At 60.5% G+C, this 6,066-nt stretch carries 7 protein-coding genes and 3 pseudogenes; 7 read left to right on the forward strand and 3 right to left on the reverse strand.

Annotation, left to right across the window (positions count from 1 at the left end):
- Positions 1 to 21: 21 nt before the first annotated feature.
- Positions 22 to 267, forward strand: a pseudogene (locus NKH04_RS26715) (nitrogen fixation protein NifQ); the annotation flags it as partial.
- Between the two features lie 211 nt (positions 268 to 478).
- Here the strand turns inward: NKH04_RS26715 and NKH04_RS26720 are convergent.
- Together NKH04_RS26720 and NKH04_RS26725 are read right to left on the reverse strand one after the other, a co-directional pair.
- Positions 479 to 976, reverse strand: a complete 498-nt coding sequence (locus NKH04_RS26720; RefSeq protein ID WP_353045218.1) for an RES family NAD+ phosphorylase — start codon at positions 974 to 976, stop codon at positions 479 to 481.
- 8 nt (positions 977 to 984) lie between these two features.
- Positions 985 to 1,335, reverse strand: a complete 351-nt coding sequence (locus NKH04_RS26725) for an MbcA/ParS/Xre antitoxin family protein (RefSeq protein WP_023723076.1) — start codon at positions 1,333 to 1,335, stop codon at positions 985 to 987.
- A 356-nt stretch (positions 1,336 to 1,691) separates the two neighbouring features.
- On the opposite strand from NKH04_RS26725, the gene NKH04_RS26730 reads away from it, so the two are divergent.
- From NKH04_RS26730 to NKH04_RS26750, 5 genes are all read left to right on the forward strand, one after another.
- Positions 1,692 to 1,895, forward strand: a complete 204-nt coding sequence (locus NKH04_RS26730) for a M24 family metallopeptidase (protein WP_280940439.1) — start codon at positions 1,692 to 1,694, stop codon at positions 1,893 to 1,895.
- 772 nt (positions 1,896 to 2,667) lie between these two features.
- Positions 2,668 to 2,829, forward strand: a complete 162-nt coding sequence (locus NKH04_RS26735) for a hypothetical protein (protein ID WP_353045219.1) — start codon at positions 2,668 to 2,670, stop codon at positions 2,827 to 2,829.
- Positions 2,830 to 2,844: 15 nt separating this feature from the next.
- On the forward strand, positions 2,845 to 4,062 hold the full coding sequence (locus NKH04_RS26740) for a cytochrome P450 (RefSeq protein ID WP_353045220.1): 1,218 nt from the start codon (positions 2,845 to 2,847) through the stop codon (positions 4,060 to 4,062).
- A 40-nt stretch (positions 4,063 to 4,102) separates the two neighbouring features.
- Positions 4,103 to 4,348 carry a ferredoxin gene (locus NKH04_RS26745; protein ID WP_353045221.1) on the forward strand — a complete coding sequence of 82 codons (246 nt, stop codon included), beginning with the start codon at positions 4,103 to 4,105 and terminating at the stop codon, positions 4,346 to 4,348.
- Positions 4,349 to 4,513: 165 nt separating this feature from the next.
- Entirely contained in the window at positions 4,514 to 5,146 is a 633-nt protein-coding gene (locus tag NKH04_RS26750) for a nuclear transport factor 2 family protein (protein WP_353045222.1), read from the forward strand.
- Between the two features lie 49 nt (positions 5,147 to 5,195).
- On the opposite strand, the pseudogene NKH04_RS26755 reads toward NKH04_RS26750, so the two are convergent.
- Positions 5,196 to 5,742 (reverse strand): annotated as a pseudogene (locus tag NKH04_RS26755) (transposase); the annotation flags it as partial.
- 154 nt (positions 5,743 to 5,896) lie between these two features.
- Here NKH04_RS26755 and NKH04_RS26760 point away from each other — a divergent pair.
- A pseudogene (locus tag NKH04_RS26760) lies at positions 5,897 to 6,066 on the forward strand (IS110 family RNA-guided transposase); the annotation flags it as partial.

The raw sequence follows: 6,066 nt of genomic DNA on the forward strand, positions 1-6,066 counted from the left end.
TGATCAGCATGGACGGCTGCTGACCATGTCTGGGAGAATCTTGGCCTTAATCGGGCCGAGTTCAGCCGCCTGCTTGCCACGCATTTTCCGACGCTGGCGCCCGGCAACGCCCAAAACATGGAATGGAAGAAATACCGGAAGCTCTGCGCGGCCGAAGGTTTTTCGCTATGCACCGCCCCCAGTTGCCGGGAATGCAATGATTTCGAAAGCTGCTTCGGCCCGGAGGAAGGCGAAAGCCGCCTCACACGGATCGAGAACGGGATCGAGTTCGATCAAGACTGGCTTTCGCCAGCGGTACAAGGCCGCCAAGGCAAGGTCTATGCTTCGCTCGAGCAGCCCCAAGTACCTACCAGTCGCGATGGCGGCAATTTCGCCTTCGCCGGCGAATTTTCCGAGAAGAGCCGTCAGCTCGCGGAGATCGAGGCGGATCTCGCGATGACAGCGGCAACCTGGGCCACCGGATCGCCGCATAGGCGCTCTATCGCGAGAGGCGGTTCTCGTCGTCGATCAGGATGAGACGGGCCGGGGGAATGTCGGACCACCTCCACAGCACGAGGTTCATATCCTCGGCAGTCGCACCGGCAGCAAAGCTTCGGACAAGGAGGCCGTTGTAGCCGGCGCCAATCAGGCGCCGGGCAAAAGCCTGCGTCTTCGCCTCGCCGCTCGCCTTCATTTGATCACGCCATGTCATGTCGGCGAGGGTCGCGGCGTCCATTCCTTCGGCCGCAAGCGCGGCCGCGTCTCTGCAATCGAAAATGTTGTCGAGGTCGGCGTCATAGGAGACGAGCGTTGTCGGCTGGAGGTTGCCGACCTGGTTGGATTCCCGCAGCGCCGTCATAACGGACGGAGATGTGTAGAGCGCCGGCAGGCCCTTAGGATTGAACCGGCCGCCATAGAGCTCGGCGCCACGTCCCGACAGCGGCTCGCGGGCATATATCGGGTTCAATGTCCGATAGAGCTTGCCGTCATAACGCATGCGCAGGGTCAGGCGTGCACGCCGGAATCGACCGCATCGATATAGTCGAGCACGTCGTCGGCCCGACCGCTGCGCACGAGCTGCATCGCCGTCTGACCGGAAAATCCTGGCAGCGGCTCCGAGCGATACCAGGCATAGGCCATCAGCGCCGAACCGAAGCGCGGCTCGACCTTGTTGATGATCTCGATCATCTCGCGCAAGCGCCGCTGGGTCTTGTCCGACCGGACCCGATCCTTGCGCTGGATCGCGTCCTTGCCCAGCCCGGCCGTGCGAGCGATCTCCTCGCTCGTCGTCCGGAAGGCTTCCGCAATCCGGCGCGGGGCGAAAATCCCGTTATCCGCATATTGGGCCACGCCCATGGCTCAGACCTCGTCTCGACGCCAATGATTCTGACGCAATATAGCGGCAGAATGAGCGGAGTTCAAGAAGAAAGGAAATCAAAGCCCAGCTCGCAGATCGGGCGAGCCGCTGAGGCTTGCGCTCAACCGCGCCGCTCGCGATCCCGCCCTTGGTCCTGCGCAGGCCTGGAAGTCCCTCTTGTCCGGCCGGGCAGGGATGCTTGGCTGCAGTTGCTGATTCCTATCTTCGGTCTCAATCTGTGACCAGACGAGCGTCCCTTGATACACGTCAGCACCCATGAGGTCGATCACAAGGTTATATTGTTCCTGCGTCCCGAAGGATTCGGCGGAAACCTGTTGCACCGGACGGTCACGGTATCGGCATGAGCGGGCACGAAGGACCGTGGCTTGCCGAGGGAAGCGACGACATCTTGCAAGAGAACATGGTCATCAGTGTCGAACCGGGCATCTACTGGCGCCAAGGTGGCTACCGCCATTCCGACACCGTTCTGATCACGGCTGATGGCTACCGAAAGCTGACCGATTTCCCATCTGATCTGGAATCCATGGCCCTCGCCTGAGCGGCCCATCCCTTCAGCCAAAGGCGAGAAAAGATAAAACGCATAATGTCCGCCTGAGCCCATCCAACCGCAGCCGTGCCTCTTCGGCTGTGCAACCGGATTTCAGGATTTTCTGGAAGGTCTCGATCTTCCAGCGCATGGCCTACCAGTCGAGCTTCGCGATGGCATCGTCGTGGGAATGCACGGTCAGTTGGTGATCAGCTTCCAGCCGTTCCTTGGCGATGCTTTGGTTCCTCACGCTCCTGGGCGTACAGCACGTGAGGTCGAGCGCGGGATAGCGCTTCTGTTTGCCGATCGGCGGCAGGACATGGATGCGGCGGTATTTGATCTCGACCGCGTCTCAGGCTTGCCCTTGGCATCGCGAACCTCGACCTCTTGCAGCCCGCTGATCTTTTCCTCATTCATCTCCGGATGGTGTGCTCGCCATCACCCGCCAGGCGATCGACGCAATGGCTTAAATCCAGTGCAGCAGGAGCCAGGCTGAACAGCCCGGTGTCGCGGACTCGACAAAACCGACCGTGGATGTCGGTTGTCGGACGTTGTCCTAAGAATGATGGACAGATGGTCATCAAACTTAGCGGCGGCGGGCCCAGTGCAGGCTGGGCGTCGCTTGATGCAGCGCCATCGGTACGCCTATCCGGCACGCGACTTGCTTCAACAATTTTATCAGCGGGGCGTCAGCAGTGCCTAACGAGCTCTGCGGTGATTGACCAGTCTCTCAACCCTAACGGGGATAAGCGGCGGCTATGCTTTACGACCGCAGCGCGACGAGATGCCCCTTCTGATTGAATTCGCAACCGATCTCATCCGCTCTGGTACGCAGGTGGGCTGTGTCGCGCAACAGAATATCAAGCGCCTGAAGCCGGGACGTATCCATGCTGGTAATCGACTCTATGAACAGAGTGCAACCTCAATCGAGCGCATGAACGCCTGATGTAGAGAAAGCAAAATGGCGACCAATCCCGTTCCAGATCACGTCCCGCCCGAAATGGTGAGGGACTTCAGCCTGTTTACGTCACCAGGGATGTCACCGACGCCCAACGGGGATCCGCAAGCAGCCGTCGCTTGCGTACATGCCGGGCCGCCGATCTTCTATTCGCCCTGCAACACGCGCGATGGGCGGGGTACCTGGGTCATCACTCGCGCCAGTGACCAGCGCCGGGTGCTGCAGGATGCCGAAACGTTTTCGAGCCATCGCAGCATCTTCGCGTCCGCGCTTGGCGAAAACTGGCCGATGATCCCGCTTGAACTGGATCCGCCTGCCCATGGCGTCTTTCGCTCGCTACTCAATCCGCTGCTTTCGCCAAAGCGGGTGATGGCTTTGGAACCGGCTGTCCGCGAACGGGCGATCGAGCTGATCGAAAGGATCGCCGCGTCGGGCACAAGCTGCGACGTCATGAACGATTTTGCATTTCCTTTCGCAGTCAGCATCTTCCTTCGCTTTCTGGGGCTGCCGGATGACCGACTCGACACATTTGTCGGCTGGGGGAAAGACCTGCTCCACGGTGACGATGTGAAACGCCCGGCGGCGGCCCGGACGATCGTGGCGTTCATCGACGAACTTGCAGCCATGCGCCGCGAGGACGCCGTTGACGATTTCATGACCTTCATCGTGCAGGCACAGGTCGAGGGCCGCCGGCTGACGGACACGCAAGTCCGCGGCATCGGCGTGCTTGTCTTCGTCGCCGGGCTCGACACGGTCGCAGCAGCTATAGGCTTTGACTTGGCCTACCTCGCGCGCAACCTCAAAGATCAGCAATTGCTGCGGAGCGAACCGGAACGGATCGTGCTCGCGGCCGAAGAATTGCTGCGCGTCTATCCGACCGTTCAGTTGATCCGCGTGGCAACGAAAGATATCGACTTCGAAGGCGCGCCCATCCGGAAGGGGGACTATGTTTCCTGCGCCACGATGATTGCCAATCGTGACCCGGCGGAATTCGAATGCCCCAACAAGATCGATTTGGAGCGGGAGGACAACCGCCACGCCGCCTTTGGCTATGGTCCCCACCGTTGCCTTGGCTCACACCTTGCCCGGCGGGAGATTGTCATTGGCCTGGAGGAGTGGCTGGCGCGCATCCCGGCTTTCAGGATCAAGAGGGGTACGGCACCCATAACCACTGGCGGCCATGTGTTCGGGATCGAAAATTTGATCTTGGACTGGTCTTAGGCCCGCCCCGAGCCGGGGCACAGACAATGGAGGCAGCGCCATGCGCATCATCGTCCAAAATTCCAAATGCCAAGGTCACGCGCGATGCGCGGCGCAAGCGCCCGACATCTTCAAGCTTGATGACGAGGGTTACATCCTACCCGGTGACATTGAAGTTGCGGAAGGGGAGGAGCTGCCTGCATCGCGAGGCGCGCGATCCTGCCCCGAACGGGCGCTGGAACTCGACCGTACACCGGCTGCGCGGTTGAATAGGACGTCATTCAAGTCGAGAGTCTGGCTGGCTTGAATGGGATCGACCATGTGGCCGCACACTGGGAAAGGACGGCGCGCGATCCCTGTCCCGGCACCGTCCTCATCCAACTGCGCAGGGGGGCATCTGTGCTCTGATGCGCAAACTGCAGGACGCGGGTTGGCGAAACACCTCTCCAATCACAGAATTGGGACAGAGCCGATGGACCAGGCGAAAAAAATTGCCGAACTACTTGACCGTGAGGCGATCCGCGACTGCCTCTATCGGTACTGCCGCGCGGATGAAGCGGCGCTCCGCAGCGCGTACTGGCCCGATGCGCATGACAATCACCGGGCCAATTGCGGCTCGGCAGAGGGCTTCATCCGGTTTGCGCTCAGCGTCTTCAAGAGCGGACCCCGCAACATCCATCAGATCACGAACGTCCTGATCGAATTCATCAGCTCGGCAGAGGCTGCGGTCGAGAGCTATTTCACCGCGCTGCAACGCGGACTGGACAACGACGGAGAAGTACGCCAGGCGCTCCTCTGCGGCCGATACTGCGATCTGTTTCACAAGAGGGAGGGGGAGTGGCGGATTGCCGAACGGACAGTGGTCTACGATTGGCTCGAAGAGCAGATCCCACCAGCGGTCGTTGAAGCAGAACGGTTCGGCAAGCGACAGCCTATTGGAGCACCGCATCCGCACGATCCGGTTTACACGCTTAAGAAGCGTCGCATTCCTTTTCGCCCTGACGCCGTCAAAGGTTCCGAGTGGGAGGCCGCATCGGCAGTGGGGAAAACAGAGTATACCAATTTTGCAATGCCACAGCGATCCCGGCGAAAGCCTGCCCGGTGAGAATGCGGCCGATAGGAGTGCCTTTTCTCTCCGCGACGGCGTGACGGTCTGCACCCCACGCTGCATCGTCCAACGTGTCGAGATACTCCTGTACCGAGCGGCGTGTGCCGCCATCGTCTCCCAGTCGACCTGCTCCGATCCATCGGCTGAGCGCTGCTTGTTCGCGTCCGCTCTGATGAGGCTGGCATAGACGGCGAAGCCCTCGTTGCCGACTAGATCTTCTTCGATGCAGCGGCGGACCGTAGTCTCGAACAACTCGCGCAGCCGATCGCTGTCGCGAAAGCGGCCGTGCCGGTTCTTGGAGAAAGTGGAATGGTCCGGGCCATCACCCTCCAGGCCAAGCCGGCAAAACCAGCGATAGGCGAGATTCAGATGTACTTCCTCCCAGAGCCGGCGCTCGGAGCGGATGCCGAGCCGACGATCAGCATTCGGATCATCAGTTCTGGATCGATCGAGGGCCGGCCGTCTCGTTATAGAACGGCCGGAGATGCGAGCGCAGTTCGGACAGGTCGACGAACCGGTGAATCGAGCGAAGCAGATGGTCTGATGGCAACGTGACGTTCGATGCTGAACTCGTAGAACAGCGCTTCCTGCATCACGGTCCGCTCGCCCACCCAGGAGCCTGAATCAGATGGGATATTCGGCTTGAGCCCCATCTTTGACGGTGATGGACGGAGGTGCTGCGCTCCGAGCTGATGATAGAACGTGGTCTGCAGCTACAGCCACAAGCATCAGGAAAGGAAACGCAGCATGAAGCATTATGCCGGATTGGATATCTCGGTAAAAGAGACCGCCGTTTGCATTGTCGATGAAACTGGCAAGATCTGCCGCGAGGTCAAGGTGGTCAGCCACCCCGACGACCTCACCGCGGTTCTGAAAGGTCCCGCCTTGCGCATCGAGCGGATCGGGCTCGAGGCCGG

Origin of the sequence: Mesorhizobium sp. M1365 (genome assembly GCF_040317865.1) — a bacterium.
Classification (GTDB): Bacteria; Pseudomonadota; Alphaproteobacteria; order Rhizobiales; family Rhizobiaceae; genus Mesorhizobium.

Coding starts and splice junctions, on each gene's coding strand:
- NKH04_RS26720 (WP_353045218.1), bottom strand. CDS start 976: ATGCGTTATGACGGCAAGCTCTATCGGACATTGAACCCGATATATGCC.
- NKH04_RS26750 (WP_353045222.1), top strand. CDS start 4,514: ATGGACCAGGCGAAAAAAATTGCCGAACTACTTGACCGTGAGGCGATC.
- NKH04_RS26745 (WP_353045221.1), top strand. CDS start 4,103: ATGCGCATCATCGTCCAAAATTCCAAATGCCAAGGTCACGCGCGATGC.
- NKH04_RS26740 (WP_353045220.1), top strand. CDS start 2,845: ATGGCGACCAATCCCGTTCCAGATCACGTCCCGCCCGAAATGGTGAGG.
- NKH04_RS26735 (WP_353045219.1), top strand. CDS start 2,668: ATGCCCCTTCTGATTGAATTCGCAACCGATCTCATCCGCTCTGGTACG.
- NKH04_RS26725 (WP_023723076.1), bottom strand. CDS start 1,335: ATGGGCGTGGCCCAATATGCGGATAACGGGATTTTCGCCCCGCGCCGG.